The sequence below is a fragment of the Reyranella sp. genome (genome assembly GCF_965228225.1).
Classification (GTDB): Bacteria; Pseudomonadota; Alphaproteobacteria; order Reyranellales; family Reyranellaceae; genus Reyranella.
In genome coordinates this window covers 5,126,612-5,138,998 of the sequence record NZ_OZ245801.1, presented here as the reverse complement: position 1 = coordinate 5,138,998, position 12,387 = coordinate 5,126,612, and the positions used below count along the sequence as shown (strand labels likewise).

Genomic DNA, 12,387 nt, shown 5'->3' with positions numbered 1-12,387 from the left:
CTTGATGACAACCTCATCCTGAGGAGCCGCGCGTAGCGCGGCGTCTCGAAGGATGGGTAACGGACGGGGTGCGCGCGCCCATCCTTCGAGACGCGCTCCTCCGGAGCGCTCCTCAGGATGAGGTCTGTGTTGGGGTGTCGTCAGTCCAATTTGCATGATCTTCCCGCCCTAGGCCGCGCCAGTGATGCGCCAATTGGTCAGGCGGCGCGTGGCGGGTGTCCAGTCGACCAGCGCGATCCTGGGCTCGGGCGAGGCGTGCGAGAACGCGATCGCGCCGTCGACGGCCGCGACCGACTGGGCCGCATCGAAATCGAGGACATCCTTGCCGGTGCGATTGCAGACGAGGACAGGCCGGCTGGTGGTGGCGGAAGCGCGCTCCCACTCGCCGCTCGGACCGTGAAGGCCCGGTGCCCAGGCGGCGGAGGACAGGAGCAGGTCGACGCCCTGGGCCGCGGTCTCATCGACGAGACGCGGTGAATACATGTCGGCGCAGACGAAGAAGCCGACCCGGCCGACGCCCTCTATGATGAACGCCGAGGCACGGTCGCCCGGCGTCGACCAGGATTCCGACCCCATTCGCAAAGCGTTGACCTTGCGGTGCCGGCCCACCACCGAGCCGTTCGGCGCGAACAGGACCATGCTGTTGAACAGCTTTCCGTCCTCCGGTGCGGCTTCCGGCGTGCCGAGCACCAGGGACGCCTTGCTTTCGCGCGCGAGGGCGCCGGCCCAGGCAAACAATGCGGGTTGGTCCCTTGCGATCCAGTCGGTGCCGATGAGATCGCGGAAGCCATAGCCGCTCACGGCGAGTTCCGGCGTCGCGATCAGCCGCGCGCCGGCTGCGGCGGCCCGGCGCATGGCCTGTTCGAGGGCGTCCCTGTTCGCCTCGATCTCCCCCGGACGGGGAGCGAGATGGAGCAGGGCAATCGTGGTCGTCGAGGCGGCGGTCGCTTGGGTCACGGTAGCGAAAGCTACGCCACCAGCGAAGACTTGCAGCAAGTTTCGCCGATGGCGCAGCAGGATCGTCACCTCAGAACTTGGCCTTCACGCCGAAGAAGGCCTGGAAGTACGGGGCCTGATACCCTTCCGGCTCCTCGTACACCCGGTCCAGGACGTTCTCGGCGCGGGCGAAGAGCTGGACCGACGGGATGACGTCGTACTGCGCCGTGATGCGGACCAGCGTATAGGGCGCCGGGGTCATGAACGCGCCGGTCGTGGCATTGATATCGGTTCGGCTGTTCACCTGCAGCACGCCGACGCCGAACAGGGTGTTCTCCCACGGCCGCACTTCGGCGCGGATGTTGAAGGTGTCGCCCGGCCGGCGTACCAGCGGCTGGTTGGCGTCGACGTTGCGCGCGATCAGGTGCGTGTAGTCGAAATAGACGTCGAGCCACTTCACCGGGCTGATCTGCAGAGTCACCTCGAAGCCTTCGGTCTGGGCGTTGGCGACGTTCTGCATCAGGGCGAAGGTCGGCGGCGCGCACTGGATGAGGTTCGAATAGGTGTTGAAGAAGTAGGTGATGCCGGCCTTCACCTTGCGGTCGAAGATCCCCTGCTCCACGCCAACCTCGTAGCCGCGGCTGTACTCGGGCTGGAGGTTGGGATTGCCGCCGCAGAACGGCCCGGGACCGAACATCTCGATCAGCGCGGGTGCCTTGAAGGCGGTGCCGTACGACGCCTTGAACTTGGTGTCTGTCGGGGCCCAGAGATAGGACGCGCCGGCGCGCCAGGTGCCGACCGTGCCGAACATATCGTTCATGTCGATGCGGCCGCCGACGTTGAGGTTGAACCCGTCGAACGGATTGAGACGAAGCTGACCGTAGATGCCGGTCTGCGCCATCGTTCCCCAGGCCTGCGTGTAAGGCGTGAACGGGCCGACCGTGTTGGTGTAGGCCCACTGCCGATCGTAATCGATGCCGCCGATGACCTCGACCTGATCGATGATCTTCACGAGGTTCTTGAAATCGGCTTGCAGGCGGCGACCGTTGAACCAGCTGTCGGTATTGAACGGAAACGGGTTCTGCACGCTGGCATAGTCGAGGTCGTGCCGCGTGATCGTGCTGTAATTGACCCCGACGACCGGCTTCCAGCGTCCGTCGAAATACGACCCTTCGAGCTCGCCGCGCGTGTAGAACTGCGACGAGTAGCCGTTGGCATTCGGATCTTCCTGCCCGACCTGGTCGTAGTTGACCTTGCTGTCGATGTAGCGGCCGTACCAGTTGAACTGCGTGTTGTCGTTGATCTCGAAGCCGAGGCGCGCCGCGAGCGTGATGTTGCGATAGGGATCGATGTCGACGTAGCCGCCGTTCGGCGTGAAGCGGGCCGGCACGGGCGTATCGTTCGGGCTGAACGTACCGGCAGCCGTCAGGTTGTAATTGAATCGACCAACACTACCACGAACGTAGGCGCCGCTGTTGCTTGTCAGTCGCGTGCCCAGTTCGGTGAAGGCCGCGCCGTTCATTGGCCCCTTGCCGGCCTTGGTGACCATGTTGATGACGCCGCCCATCGCCTGGCTGCCGTACATCGTGCTCATGGGTCCGCGCACGACTTCGATTCGGTCGAGGTTCTCGGTGAGGAAGTTGCCGAAGTCGACCGCGCCGCTGCCGCTGGATGGATCGCTGACGTTGACGCCGTCGATCAGCACCAGCACGTGGTTGGCATTGGAGCCGCGCACGAAGACCGAGGTCAGTGTGCCCACGCCGCCGGACTGCTGCACGGAGACGCCGGGGACGGTCTTCAGCACTTCGGCGGCCGTGCGAAGCTGCCGGCGCTGCATTTCTTCCTGCATGACCACGGTGTAGCTGGCGGTGACCTTGCTCGGATCGGTCGGGAAGCGATCGGCGGTCACGACCGTGGTGGGCATCATGGCGTCCGGCTCGGTCTGGGCCTGCGCCGTCATGGGTGCGGCGAGAGGCGCCAGGAATGGAAGGACCAATAGAATTCGATGGATCGGCGTCATAGACGGATCTCCCAAGACAGAACACGCACAAGGCGCGTCACCGCTCGGTTGACCGTCCCGTTGGATTGTCCCGTCCATCGGAAGAGCGACGCTATCGGCGGCAGGTCTTCTGGCTCGCGGGTCACGGCTCCTGCCCGTCTTCCCAGACTTTCGTCCAGTGACTCTGGGGCAGTCGCTCGCCGCTTACAGCTGCGGGTACAGCTGCCGATTAGCCCCCGAAGGAGCAGCACGGCATTCCCTGTTAGCCTCCGGTTAAGGAGGACCGTCGATCCGCACTGGTTAAGGCACGGCGACCATGGCCGTCAAGATTTCGTGAACAGCTGCCTTACGACACGGGTACCCTCTGTGGTTCGCGGGTTACACTTGGGCATGACCAGAATCCTGCTGACCCGCCACGGACACGTCGACGGCATTCACCCGGCCCGCTTCCGGGGCCGTGCCGATCTTCCCCTGACCGACAGAGGGCTGGCGCAGGCCGACGCGCTGGCCGCGCGAATCCATGCGCGCTGGAAGCCGGTTGCTGTCTATACGAGTTCGCTGCAGCGCTGCGTCGTCACGGGCGCCCGGGTTGCAAAAGTCTGCGGTATTCCCTCCTCGGTTCATGAAGGCATGGGCGATATCGACTATGGCGCGTGGCAGATGCGCACCCATGACGAGGTCGGGAAGGAGGCGCCGGACGCGTATCGCCTATGGCGACGTGCCCCTCACCTCATGCGCTTTCCCGGCGGCGAATCGCTGCAGGACGTTGTTGCCCGCACCGCGAATGCGCTGCGTTTGGTGCTGGACCGGCACAGCGGCGAGACCGTGGTCCTGGTCGGGCATGACAGCGTGAATCGCGCATTGCTGCTGCAGCTCCTCGATCAGCCGCTGTCGGCGTACTGGAAGCTGGCGCAGGACCCATGCTCGCTGAACGAGGTCGAGATCCTGGCGGATGGCGACGTACGCGTGGGGTTCATCAACGACACGAGCCATCTCGACCAACTGGACCGCCGCTGACGGGAGGCGTAAATGGCCCGGCATGAGGGCCTTCTCGTATGACGTGATCGTGGTGGGGGGTGGTCATGCCGGCTGTGAGGCTGCGGCTGCATCCGCCCGCCTTGGCGCCCGCACCCTTCTGCTCACCCATCGACTCGAGACGATCGGCGAGATGTCCTGCAATCCCGCGATCGGCGGGCTGGGCAAGGGACATCTCGTCCGCGAGATCGACGCACTCGACGGCATCATGGGCCGGGCGATCGATCGCGGCGGCATCCAGTTCCGCACGCTGAACCTTTCCAAGGGGCCGGCCGTCCGGGGCCCGCGGGCGCAGGCCGACCGTAAGCTCTACCGGCGAGCCATCCAGGAACTGCTGGCCGAACAGGCGGGTCTGGAAATCCGCGCCGAGGCGGTTGCAGACATTCTCTTAGACACAACGGGTGCGTGTGCGGGGGTCATCACGGAGTCGGGCGCCGAGATCGGCGCCGGGCGGGTGATCCTGACGACGGGGACCTTCCTCCGCGGCCTGATCCATATGGGCGAGACCAAGATTCCGGCCGGCCGGGCACGGGGCGATGGAGTCGAGGAGCCCTCGACGGCGCTGGCGGCCACCTTGCATCGGCTGGGTTTCAAGCTGGGACGACTGAAAACTGGGACCCCGGCGCGCCTCGATGGCCGAACGATCGATTACGCCTCTCTCGAACGGCAGGATGGCGACGATCCGGCGAAGCCATTCTCCTACCTGACCAGTCGGATTACGACGCCGCAGGTACCTTGCCACATTACGACCACCACGGCCGAGACGCACGAGATCATCCGCGCCAATCTGCACCGGGCACCCATGTACTCCGGGCAGATCGAAAGCGTGGGACCGCGTTATTGTCCGTCGATCGAGGACAAGGTCGTGCGATTCGGCCACCGCGACCGCCACCAGATCTTCCTCGAGCCGGAAGGCCTGGACGACGACACCGTCTATCCCAATGGTATCTCGACCTCCCTGCCGCAGGACGTCCAGCATGCGATGCTCCGGACCATACCGGGATTGGAGCGGGCCGAGATGCTGAGGCCGGGCTACGCGATCGAGTACGACCATATCGACCCGCGCGAACTCAAGGCGACCTTGGAAACGCGCCGTGTTCCGGGCCTCTTCATGGCCGGCCAGATCAACGGCACGACCGGGTATGAAGAAGCGGCGGCCCAGGGGTTGATCGCCGGGTTGAATGCGGTGCTGGCAAAGGCCGTCGTCGTCGACCGCGCGGATGGTTACCTTGGCGTCCTGATCGACGATCTCGTTTCCCTCGGCGTCACCGAACCCTATCGCATGTTCACCTCGCGGGCCGAGTACCGGCTGTGGCTACGCGCCGACAATGCCGACCAGCGGCTGACACCGCGAGGGCTTGAGATCGGCTGTGTGGGCAATGAACGGGCGGCAATGTTTCACGTGAAACATCGGGCCCTCGAAGCCGCCCGATCTCTTGCGGGCAGTCTCCGGATCAGCCCGTCGGCCTTGGCGAAGCGCGGGATCGCGATCAATCAGGACGGCGTCGCGCGGTCGGCGCTCGATCTGCTGGCCTACCCGGAACTCGACTGGGATCGTCTCGTTGGGGTATGGCCTGAACTCGCGGCCGTCTCGCCGGAGATCGTGGAACAGCTTACCATCGATTCGCGCTACGAGGGATACCTGTCCCGCCAGCGCGGCGATATCGCCGCCTACAGGCGGGATGAAGCCCTCAGCTTACCCCCAGATCTTGATTATGGCGCCATCGGGAGCCTCTCGACTGAGGTTCGACAGAAGCTGGAAGCCAATCGCCCGGCAACCCTGGGACAGGCGGCGCGCATCTCGGGTGTGACACCGGCAGCCTTGGTGGCCCTTCTGAAGCATGTCCGTCGGCGGGCAGCCTAGCCGTGGATCCCCTGGCCGATGTTTCACGTGAAACACTCCACCGCCTGGAGATTCTGGTCGAGACCCTGACTCGATGGCAGAAGGCCATCAACCTGGTCGGACGCAATACCTTGGACGGGGCATGGAAGCGCCACGTGGTCGATTCCGCCCAAGTGGTTTCCCTGATCCCGGCGCATGCCACGTCGCTCGCGGACCTGGGAAGCGGCGGCGGATTTCCCGGCCTTGTCATTGCAGCCATGCGCCCGGATCTCCCGGTCACACTGATCGAATCGGATGCGCGGAAGGCGGCTTTCCTCGGCGAAGCGGGGCGGAAAATGGGGCTGGAGAGGCCTCCCACGCTGGTGGTGAAGCGGATCGAGATGGCGCCACCGGCGGGCGCCGACGTGATCACCGCAAGGGCCCTTGCGCCCTTGGATCAGTTGCTCGCATGGTCGGATCGACATAGGACAGAGAACGCCACCTGCCTCTTCCACAAGGGCAAGGGTTGGCAGGCCGAGGTGGACGAGGCGAAAAAGAAATGGGACTTTTCTCCCGATGCCATTGCAAGCGTGACCGATCGTGACGCCGTCATCCTCCGAATCGGCCCCTATACCGGCGCCCCAGATCTTCGCGATCGCCAACCAGAAGGGCGGCGTCGGTAAGACGACGACGGCGATCAACCTTGCCACCGCCCTCGCGGCGGTCGGGGAGCGAGTCCTCCTGATCGACCTGGATCCCCAGGGAAACGCCTCAACCAGTCTAGGGGTGGGTCGAAATGAGCGCTCACCCGGATCGTACGAGTATCTGCTCGGCCTGAAGCCCATGGGCGAGTGTGTCCGACAGACCCGCATCCCGGGTCTGGAGGTCATGCCGGCCTCGGTCCAGCTCGCGGGCGCCGAGATCGAACTGATCGACATGGAGCGTCGGGAGAACCGGCTGGCGGATGCGCTGGCGGCGCCGGAGAGCGATGCCCGCCAGCGGTGGAACCTCGTCCTGATCGACTGTCCCCCCTCCCTGGGCCTCGTCACTCTCAATGCCCTGGTGGCCGTGGATGCGGTCCTCGTTCCCCTGCAGGCGGAGTTCCTGGCCCTCGAAGGGATCGGCGCGCTGGGCAATACGGTCGAGCGCGTGAAGAAGCGCCTGAATCCGAGATTGCACATCTTCGGCGTCGTCCTGACCATGGTCGACCGCCGGATGACCTTGAGCCAGCAGGTCGTGGCCGATGTCCGCGCCCATTACGGCGAGCAGGTCTTCGGGACGACGATCCCGCGCAACGTCCGCATCGCCGAAGCGCCGTCCCATGGCATGCCCGTCCTGATCTACGACAATGCCTGCGCCGGATCGCAGGCCTACATTCTGCTGGCGAGCGAGTTCATCCGCCGCCGGCGCCTCGCCGCAGAACAGGCAGCCGTACAATGACCCAACCCCCCAAACCACGTGGCCTCGGCCGCGGCCTCTCCGCTCTCCTGGGCGACGACGAAGTCGCCGCTGCAGTGACGCCTTCTCCCCCGGCTCCCTTGGCAGCGACGCAACCGGTGGTTGCGCAGCCGGGATCTGGCCCGGTCGAGACTCCGCGCCCCGCGCCCAACAAGATGCCCCTCACCTTGCCCATCGGACAGCTCAAGCCCGGCAAGATGCAGCCGCGCACCAGTTTCGAGGGTATCGAGATGCTGGTCGAGTCGGTCAAGGAGTATGGGCTTCTTCAACCTATCCTTGTGCGCCCGCTGCGCGACGCGGCCGATTCCTACGAGATCATCGCTGGCGAGCGCCGCTGGCGGGCCGCACAGAAGGCCCAACTCCACGATGTTCCCGTCGTCATCCGCAGCATCGACGACAGGGACGCTCTGCAGATCGGCCTGGTCGAGAACCTGCAGCGTTCCGACCTCACCGCGATCGACGAGGCGCAGGGCTACAAGCGCCTGATCGAGGATTACAGCCACACGCAGGAAGACATCGCGCGCATGATGGGCCGCAGCCGGCCGCATGTCGCCAATACGCTGCGGCTTCTCGACTTGCCGCCGGCCGTTCAGGAGATGGTACGGGACGGCGACCTTTCCGCCGGCCAGGCTCGTACACTGATCGGTGTACCGGACCCGCTGGCGATGGCCCAGCGCGCCGTCGCCGAGAAGCTGACGGTGCGCGACCTCGAGCGCCTCACCGCGGAAACCAGGAAGACCACCAAAGGCGGCGGCTCGAAGCCCGGCACGGCCGCCGGCGCCGCCGCGCCGAAGAGCGCCGACACGCGCGCTCTCGAGAAGCGTATCGAGGAAGCGCTGGGCCTCAAGGCAGACCTGACCCTTCGCGGCCTCGGCGAGCAGAGCATGCTCACCCTGGAGATTCGCGACTTCGATCAGCTCGACACGGTGGTCGACAAGCTCACGCGGCGCTGACGTCAGTTCGCCGCGATGGCGCGGTTGCCGTCCGTCACCGCGGCGCGGCCCTTGTCGGCCGACACTTCGCTTGCCACGCAGCGGGGATTGAGCGGAAGCCCCGGCCAAACATCCACTTCGAGAAAGCGGATCTCGCCGGGCGCCAGATCGATGGTGGCCGCCTCTGCCGGCGTCTGGGTCAGCGGCGCGTAGCTCGGCACGCTGCAGGTGATGACATGCCGGCCCGGCATGACGTCGGCGCGGAGCCAGGTTCTGTTTGCCAATGAGCCGATCGGCTGCTGGTTGTCCGCGAGGGAGAAGACGGCCTCAGACCCGAGCACCGACGTGCGATAGAGATACAAGGCAGACTGACCCGGCAGCGGAGGGTCGAATCGCTTGCCGTCAGCATCGGCGGCCGGGCCGGCCATGGGAACGGAGGCGCAGCCGCCCAAGAGGAACGACGCCGCGAGAAGGCAACCTAGAGCGCGCACACGTCCTCCACCTGTATTGGGGTGAAAGTTAGAAACGCGAAATCGACCGCCGCGTTCCCCTCGGGGCCCGCCAAGTCTCCCAGGAACTTCCATCCAGATCCGGCGTTATCGCGACCATGGCTAGTGAAACGCTACACGAAGACCCGGCCAAGCTTGGTCCCGAGGTCATTGATCGCCATCGCGCGATCGTTTCCCTGATGGAAGAACTCGAGGCCGTCGACTGGTACGACCAGCGGGCCAAGGCGACGTCGAATGCCGAGTTGCGCACCATCCTCGAACACAACCGCGACGAGGAAAAGGAGCACGCGGCGATGGCCCTCGAATGGCTCCGGCGCAACGATCCCAAGATGGACGAGCATCTCCGGACATTCCTCTTCAAGAAAGGTCCGATCAAGGAGATCGAGGCCGACATGAAGGGCGGCGGCGCGGGTGGTGACGAACCGACCAACGCTTCGGACGGCAGCCTGGGAATCGGCAGCTTGCGCCGGAAATCCGACTCGGTGAGAAAATGAAGAACCATCTGTTTCGCGATCGCGCGCCCATCACCGAAGCCGGCTGGGAAGAAATCGAGAAGGAGGCGAAGCGGACGCTGCGCACCCTGCTCGCGGCCCGGCGCGTCGTCGATTTCCGCGGGCCCCTGGGCTGGGGAGCCTCCGACGTCGAGTTGGGCCGCGCCGATCCGATCGCCTCCCCGCCGGGGGGACAGAACGTTCGGGCGTTGCTGCGGCGCATCCAGCCGCTCGTCGAGCTGAGGATACCCTTCGAAGTGACGCGCGCGGAACTGGACGCCATCGATCGCGGGGCGCGCGATCCCGATCTCGATTCGGTGACGGCGGCGGCGCGCGAGATCGCCGTCGCGGAGGACCGTGCCATCTTTCACGGTTACACGGCGGCCCAGATCATCGGCATCTGCGAAGCTCAGAAGGGACAGGCGGTGGCAATGGGGACCAGCCACGCCGATTACCCCGATGCCGTGGCGGCAGCCCTGAAGAAGCTTCGCGACGAAGGCGTCGAAGGTCCGTTCGCCGTCGTGCTGAGCGAGCAACTCTTCAAGGACCTCCAGTCGCGCACCGACGGAGGCTATCCGATCCTCAGCCACGTCCAGCGGCTGATCGATGGCGAGGTGTATGCCGCGCCCGGGCTCGATGGGGGCCTCGTGATCTCGCTGCGCGGGGGTGATTTCGAACTGACGGTCGGACAGGATTTCTCGATCGGATACCTCGAGCACGATACCGAGCGCGTGCGCCTCTATATCGAAGAGAGTTTCACCTTCCTCGTCCTGTCGCCGCAGGCGGCGATTCCGCTGACGCCGACCGGCAAGTAGAAGCCTAACGCCGGGCCTTTGCCGAGCGTGCCGCCTGGCTGAGGCGGAGGCAAAGGCGGCGGGCGATGGCTTCATGCGGAAGGCCCGTCCGCTTGCAGTCGATCTCGGCCTCCAGGATCGTGGTCAATGCCGCATTCAGACGGGGCAGCGCCCAGGTGCGCAAATGCCTCTCGAAACGCTGGCGCACCGGACCGCCACGGGGCAGTCCCCGCGCCTTGAACAGGGCGCTTTCGAGGTTCGCCCCCTTGGCGACGTGTCCGGAGACGAGATGAAGCTGGTCGGTGTGGCGCTGCAGTGAGCGCACCAGCTGCACCGGATTGCCGCCTTCGGCGAAAACCCGGTCGAGCGCCCGGTCGAGGGCAACCACCTCGCCGTCGAACGTCGCCGCGATCACGTCGTCGATGCCGATGGACGCGGTGTCGCCGAGAACGGCCGTCGCATCCTCAAGGGTGATGCTCTTGCCGGCGTCGGTGCCCTTGTAGAGCAGCAGCTTGTCGATCTCGCCACGGGTCTGACCGCGATCGCCACCCAGCCGTTCGACGATCCATTCCAGCGCGTCCGGGTCAACCCCAAGCCCTTGAGCCCGCGCAGCGCTTTCGACCAGCCCCTCGAGCGCCGCCTCATTGTCCATGTAGCACGGCAAGGCTGCCAGGCTGGCCTCGGTTTCGGCCAGGGTGCGCAGATTGGAGCGCGGCGTGAGGTTGCCGGCTTCGACGATGATCAGCGCATCGCCGGCAACGGCCTCGACCAGGTTCTCCAGCGCCGCAACGGACTCCTCGCCGGCGGGCCGGACGCGGATCACACGCCGTCCGCCCATCATCGAAAGAGCGCCGAACTCGTCGGCCAGCCGTGCCGGATCCTGCTTCAGCGACTCTCCCGCAATGTCGACCACGCGGAAGGGATCCTTGAGATCCTCGCAGACCGATCTGGCGAGCGCGACGGCGCGCTCGGCGACCAACCCGTCGTCGTTGCCGTAGATCACCACGCCCCGGACCTTGGGGTCCGGCTTCTTCAGGAAGGACTCGACCTGTCGTGCTTCGATCTTCACGGCCCGTCTATAGCACTGCGGACCACGTCAATTCGAGGCCGGGTAGCGACCGAGCAGGCGCGCCTGCCGGCGGTAGGCGTGCAGCAAAGCCCTCCAGCCGCAGGGTGCGAAGCCGGCGGCGCGGTTCTCGGCGGCGAGCGCAAAGACCATCGACTGCTTCTGGAGGATGCCGCGATAGGCAGTGAAGAAGGGAACGGCAGGATCGAAGAACTCGATCGCCTCGGAACCGGCCCCGTTGATCTCGATGATCTTGAACCGGCCCTCTCTCAACTCCGCCTCGCTGGCAAAGCGAACATCGAAGCGCGCGATATGCAGGTTGGGCATGCTCGAGGCGATTTCGTCGATCCGCGCCTCGAGGGCCTGGGTGATCGTGGCGCTGCGGTCTCGGTAGATGCCGCCCATGCGATAGGACCAGACGGCGGCGAGCGGCACCTCGCTGGACACCGGCGGCACGCGGTCGAGCGCAGCGCCCTCGTAGAGGCGGGCCCGGCGGCGCAGCCGCCCGTCCCGTGCCAGCAGCTGCCGTAGAGTGCTCATGCCGTCACCCCGTACGGTCGGTGCGCTGCGGACGGTGAGCGAGAGCAAACGGCCGCTCGGGCGGGAGGGGTGGCGCACATAGTAGAGCCCGGCCTCGCCCGGCAGGTCGAAATACTCCTGCAGCAGCAGGGTCTCACCAGCGGGATACGCCTCGCAATATGCCTGGAGTGCCGCAGGATCGTCGATCCGCCGAACGCCGAAGCCGCACCAGCCGATGTCGGGCTTGGCGATGAGGGGAAAGCCGATTTCGAGCGCCTGCAACGCGTCGTGCGCCCGCGCCATTGCATCGGTCCCTGCGACGATGGAAGCAGTGCGCGCCAGCCACGCCCGGCCGGGCGCGCCCACCTGGTCGAAATAGGCGATCTTCGATTCCCCGGCGAGGCCGCCGATATGGATCATCGGGTTGGCGGCCGCCGGGAGCGAAAGGCTGCGGTAGCGCACAGCCAGCACCATCCACTGCACGATCATCGGAATGACCAGCAGCGGCTTGGGCAGCTTGCAGATCAGACCCGGCCACAGCCCGTTGCTTCGCCCGGACGAGAGGCCGGTGGATCCGGTGTCAGGCGAAGGGGTGTAGATCATATGACTCGCTCCGCAGGCAACGGGGAGCGAGTCGAACGGCTGCGCCTAGGACGCCTTGTCGGAGGCCGGGTCAGCGTCTCCGGCCGCGGCCTCTCCACCCTCTTCCAGCCTGGCGCGCTCGCGGGCGGCGCGCTTGGCTTCAGCCTTTTCGGCGACCTTGATGGCCTTGAGGCGTTCGCGTTCGCGACGCTCGAAATCGTAGTTCGGCTTGCGTGCCATGTTT

At 65.8% G+C, this 12,387-nt stretch carries 13 protein-coding genes and 1 riboswitch; of the genes, 7 read left to right on the top strand and 6 right to left on the bottom strand.

Features of this window, described 5'->3' with window-relative positions:
* Positions 1-168: 168 nt before the first annotated feature.
* Positions 169-957, bottom strand: a complete 789-nt coding sequence (locus ACO07K_RS24945; RefSeq protein ID WP_422032688.1) for a carbon-nitrogen hydrolase family protein — start codon at positions 955-957, stop codon at positions 169-171.
* Positions 958-1,027: 70 nt separating this feature from the next.
* Positions 1,028-2,956 carry a TonB-dependent receptor plug domain-containing protein gene (locus ACO07K_RS24940; protein WP_422032686.1) on the bottom strand — a complete coding sequence of 643 codons (1,929 nt, stop codon included), beginning with the start codon at positions 2,954-2,956 and terminating at the stop codon, positions 1,028-1,030.
* 82 nt (positions 2,957-3,038) lie between these two features.
* Positions 3,039-3,238: riboswitch (cobalamin riboswitch) on the bottom strand.
* 87 nt (positions 3,239-3,325) lie between these two features.
* Here ACO07K_RS24940 and ACO07K_RS24935 point away from each other — a divergent pair.
* The 5 genes from ACO07K_RS24935 to ACO07K_RS24915 are packed head-to-tail and all read left to right on the top strand — an operon-like array spanning position 3,326 to position 8,203.
* Positions 3,326-3,952 (top strand): histidine phosphatase family protein, encoded by a 627-nt coding sequence (locus tag ACO07K_RS24935; RefSeq protein WP_422032684.1) that lies wholly within the window; start codon positions 3,326-3,328, stop codon positions 3,950-3,952.
* A 22-nt stretch (positions 3,953-3,974) separates the two neighbouring features.
* Positions 3,975-5,834, top strand: coding sequence for a tRNA uridine-5-carboxymethylaminomethyl(34) synthesis enzyme MnmG (gene mnmG, locus ACO07K_RS24930; protein WP_422032682.1), 1,860 nt, complete (start codon positions 3,975-3,977; stop codon positions 5,832-5,834).
* A 2-nt stretch (positions 5,835-5,836) separates the two neighbouring features.
* Positions 5,837-6,475: a 16S rRNA (guanine(527)-N(7))-methyltransferase RsmG gene (rsmG, locus tag ACO07K_RS24925; RefSeq protein ID WP_422032680.1), complete on the top strand. Its 639-nt coding sequence runs from the start codon at positions 5,837-5,839 to the stop codon at positions 6,473-6,475.
* On the top strand, positions 6,393-7,232 hold the full coding sequence (locus ACO07K_RS24920; RefSeq protein WP_422032678.1) for a ParA family protein: 840 nt from the start codon (positions 6,393-6,395) through the stop codon (positions 7,230-7,232). Before rsmG ends, ACO07K_RS24920 begins: the two co-directional genes overlap by 83 nt.
* Positions 7,229-8,203 carry a ParB/RepB/Spo0J family partition protein gene (locus tag ACO07K_RS24915; RefSeq protein ID WP_422032676.1) on the top strand — a complete coding sequence of 325 codons (975 nt, stop codon included), beginning with the start codon at positions 7,229-7,231 and terminating at the stop codon, positions 8,201-8,203. The genes ACO07K_RS24920 and ACO07K_RS24915 overlap by 4 nt, the downstream gene beginning before the upstream one ends.
* A gap of 2 nt (positions 8,204-8,205) precedes the next feature.
* Here the strand turns inward: ACO07K_RS24915 and ACO07K_RS24910 are convergent, their stop codons facing one another.
* Positions 8,206-8,610, bottom strand: coding sequence for a hypothetical protein (locus tag ACO07K_RS24910; protein WP_422032674.1), 405 nt, complete (start codon positions 8,608-8,610; stop codon positions 8,206-8,208).
* Between the two features lie 179 nt (positions 8,611-8,789).
* Here ACO07K_RS24910 and ACO07K_RS24905 point away from each other — a divergent pair, with 179 nt between their 5' ends.
* Positions 8,790-9,185 carry an encapsulin-associated ferritin-like protein gene (locus ACO07K_RS24905; RefSeq protein ID WP_422032672.1) on the top strand — a complete coding sequence of 132 codons (396 nt, stop codon included), beginning with the start codon at positions 8,790-8,792 and terminating at the stop codon, positions 9,183-9,185.
* Positions 9,182-9,997 (top strand): family 1 encapsulin nanocompartment shell protein, encoded by an 816-nt coding sequence (locus ACO07K_RS24900; protein WP_422032670.1) that lies wholly within the window; start codon positions 9,182-9,184, stop codon positions 9,995-9,997. The genes ACO07K_RS24905 and ACO07K_RS24900 overlap by 4 nt, the downstream gene beginning before the upstream one ends.
* A 4-nt stretch (positions 9,998-10,001) precedes the next feature.
* Here the strand turns inward: ACO07K_RS24900 and holA are convergent, their stop codons facing one another.
* Genes holA through ACO07K_RS24885 form a run of 3 tightly spaced genes read right to left on the bottom strand, consistent with a single transcriptional unit; the run spans position 10,002 to position 12,383 of the window.
* On the bottom strand, positions 10,002-11,045 hold the full coding sequence (gene holA, locus ACO07K_RS24895) for a DNA polymerase III subunit delta (protein ID WP_422032668.1): 1,044 nt from the start codon (positions 11,043-11,045) through the stop codon (positions 10,002-10,004).
* Between the two features lie 27 nt (positions 11,046-11,072).
* Positions 11,073-12,164: a hypothetical protein gene (locus ACO07K_RS24890; RefSeq protein WP_422032666.1), complete on the bottom strand. Its 1,092-nt coding sequence runs from the start codon at positions 12,162-12,164 to the stop codon at positions 11,073-11,075.
* Between the two features lie 45 nt (positions 12,165-12,209).
* Complete coding sequence (locus tag ACO07K_RS24885; protein WP_422032664.1) at positions 12,210-12,383, bottom strand: hypothetical protein; 174 nt, start codon at positions 12,381-12,383, stop codon at positions 12,210-12,212.
* Between the last annotated feature and the right edge of the window lie 4 nt (positions 12,384-12,387).

Excerpts from the sequence above, each read along its gene's own strand:
- ACO07K_RS24940 (WP_422032686.1), bottom strand. The coding sequence starts at position 2,956 with ATGACGCCGATCCATCGAATTCTATTGGTCCTTCCATTCCTGGCGCCT.
- ACO07K_RS24935 (WP_422032684.1), top strand. The coding sequence starts at position 3,326 with ATGACCAGAATCCTGCTGACCCGCCACGGACACGTCGACGGCATTCAC.
- mnmG (WP_422032682.1), top strand. The coding sequence starts at position 3,975 with ATGAGGGCCTTCTCGTATGACGTGATCGTGGTGGGGGGTGGTCATGCC.
- ACO07K_RS24915 (WP_422032676.1), top strand. The coding sequence starts at position 7,229 with ATGACCCAACCCCCCAAACCACGTGGCCTCGGCCGCGGCCTCTCCGCT.
- ACO07K_RS24910 (WP_422032674.1), bottom strand. The coding sequence starts at position 8,610 with ATGGCCGGCCCGGCCGCCGATGCTGACGGCAAGCGATTCGACCCTCCG.
- ACO07K_RS24905 (WP_422032672.1), top strand. The coding sequence starts at position 8,790 with ATGGCTAGTGAAACGCTACACGAAGACCCGGCCAAGCTTGGTCCCGAG.
- ACO07K_RS24900 (WP_422032670.1), top strand. The coding sequence starts at position 9,182 with ATGAAGAACCATCTGTTTCGCGATCGCGCGCCCATCACCGAAGCCGGC.
- ACO07K_RS24890 (WP_422032666.1), bottom strand. The coding sequence starts at position 12,164 with ATGATCTACACCCCTTCGCCTGACACCGGATCCACCGGCCTCTCGTCC.
- ACO07K_RS24885 (WP_422032664.1), bottom strand. The coding sequence starts at position 12,383 with ATGGCACGCAAGCCGAACTACGATTTCGAGCGTCGCGAACGCGAACGC.